We start from the raw sequence: 2,500 nt of genomic DNA, 5'->3' as shown, positions 1-2,500 counted from the left end.
TATCCTTGACCAGGTTGAAGGTGCGGTAACACGCACTGGAGGACCGAACCCACATCTGTTGCAATAGATGGGGATGAGTTGAGGATCGGAGTGAAAGGCTAAACAAACTCGGAGATAGCTGGTTCTCCTCGAAAGCTATTTAGGTAGCGCCTCGTGCGAACACTGTTGGGGGTAGAGCACTGTTATGGCTAGGGGGTCATTGAGACTTACCAAACCATGGCAAACTCCGAATACCAACACGTGATACACGGGAGACACACGGCGGGTGCTAACGTCCGTCGTGAAAAGGGAAACAACCCAGACCCGCAGCTAAGGTCCCAAAGTCATAGCTAAGTGGAAAACGATGTGGAAAGGCATAGACAGCCAGGAGGTTGGCTTAGAAGCAGCCACCCTTTAAAGAAAGCGTAATAGCTCACTGGTCGAGTCGGTCTGCGCGGAAGATTTAACGGGGCTAAGCTATGCACCGAAGCTCGGGGTGTACAGATTTTGATCTGTACGCGGTAGAGGAGCGTTCCGTAGGCCTGTGAAGGTGAGTCGTAAGGCTTGCTGGAGGTATCGGAAGTGCGAATGCTGACATGAGTAACGATAAGGGGGGTGAAAAGCCTCCCCGCCGAAAGCCCAAGGTTTCCTCGCGCAACGTTCATCGGCGCAGGGTGAGTCGGCCCCTAAGGCGAGGCAGAAATGCGTAGTCGATGGGAAGCAGGTTAATATTCCTGCACTTTTCTACAGTGCGATGTGGGGACGGAGAAGGTTAGGTCTACCAGGCGTTGGTTGTCCTGGGGAAAGGCGGTAGGCATGATTCTTAGGCAAATCCGGGAATCTTTATGCCGAGCACCGAGACGAGTCCTTTGGGACGAAGTGACTGACACCACGCTTCCAGGAAAAGCCACTAAGCTTCAGCTGTAGAAAAACCGTACCGCAAACCGACACAGGTAGGCAGGGTGAGAATCCCAAGGCGCTTGAGAGAACTCGGGTGAAGGAACTAGGCAAAATGGCACCGTAACTTCGGGAGAAGGTGCGCCTCTTGGTGTGGTCACGTGCGTGACTGAGCATCGAGGGGTCGCAGTAACCTGGCCGCTGCGACTGTTTATCAAAAACACAGCACTCTGCAAACACGAAAGTGGACGTATAGGGTGTGACGCCTGCCCGGTGCTGGAAGGTTAATTGATGGGGTCAGCCGCAAGGCGAAGCTCTTGATCGAAGCCCCAGTAAACGGCGGCCGTAACTATAACGGTCCTAAGGTAGCGAAATTCCTTGTCGGGTAAGTTCCGACCTGCACGAATGGCGTAACGACAGCGGCGCTGTCTCCACCCGAGACTCAGTGAAATTGAAATCGCTGTGAAGATGCAGCGTTCCCGCGGCAAGACGGAAAGACCCCGTGAACCTTTACTATAGCTTTACACTGAACGTTGAGTTCTTCTGTGTAGGATAGGTGGGAGGCTATGAAACCAGGACGCTAGTTCTGGTGGAGCCATCCTTGAAATACCACCCTGAAGTGCTTGACGTTCTAACCTAGGTCCGTAATCCGGATCGGGGACCGTGTATGGTGGGTAGTTTGACTGGGGCGGTCTCCTCCCAAAGAGTAACGGAGGAGCACGAAGGTACGCTCAGCGCGGTCGGACATCGCGCACTGTGTGCAAAGGCATAAGCGTGCTTGACTGCGAGATCGACGGATCAAGCAGGTACGAAAGTAGGTCTTAGTGATCCGGTGGTTCTGTATGGAAGGGCCATCGCTCAACGGATAAAAGGTACTCCGGGGATAACAGGCTGATACCGCCCAAGAGTTCATATCGACGGCGGTGTTTGGCACCTCGATGTCGGCTCATCACATCCTGGGGCTGTAGCCGGTCCCAAGGGTATGGCTGTTCGCCATTTAAAGTGGTACGCGAGCTGGGTTCAGAACGTCGTGAGACAGTTCGGTCCCTATCTGTCGTGGGCGTTGGAGATTTGAGGGGGGCTGCTCCTAGTACGAGAGGACCGGAGTGGACGTTCCGCTGGTGTTCGGGTTGTCATGCCCATGGCATTGCCCGGTAGCTACGAACGGAAGTGATAACCGCTGAAAGCATCTAAGCGGGAAGCACGCCCCAAGATGAGATCTCCCGAGAGCTTGACTCTCCTAAAGGCACCATCAAGACTAGGTGGTTGATAGGCACGGTGTGGAAGTGCAGCAATGCATTGAGCTTACGTGTACTAATGAGCCGTGAGGCTTGACCATATAACCCCAAGACGCTTCACCGTCTTAACATCTCTCTACTCGCTTCCGATTCCGGACGCTTGTCACTCGTTTACACCCTCTGTGGAGCCGGCGCTCGAAAAGCGCTGCTCCCACCCCTTCCCTGGCGGCCATAGCGGCGTGGTACCACCTGATCCCATCCCGAACTCAGAAGTGAAACGCGCATGCGCCGATGGTAGTGTGGCTCAAGCCATGCAAGAGTAGGTCACCGCCAGGGGCCTTATACCGGAACAACCCGTCTTCGAAAGAAGGCGGGTTTTTCTTTGC

The 2,500-nt window shown here is 54.4% G+C and carries 2 rRNA genes (1 of these 2 cut by a window edge); both read left to right on the top strand.

Going from position 1 to position 2,500, the window contains the following annotated elements:
• Positions 1-2,215: ribosomal RNA gene (locus C8J98_RS21825) — 23S ribosomal RNA — on the top strand (it extends 669 nt beyond the left edge of the window).
• A 120-nt stretch (positions 2,216-2,335) separates the two neighbouring features.
• Positions 2,336-2,450 (top strand): 5S ribosomal RNA (gene rrf / locus C8J98_RS21820).
• Positions 2,451-2,500: the final 50 nt, after the last annotated feature.

Origin of the sequence: Luteibacter sp. OK325 (assembly GCF_003050935.1) — a bacterium.
Lineage (GTDB): Bacteria > Pseudomonadota > Gammaproteobacteria > Xanthomonadales > Rhodanobacteraceae > Luteibacter.
The sequence above is the reverse complement of the archived record's forward strand: the minus strand, read 5'-3'. Positions and strand labels throughout refer to the sequence as shown.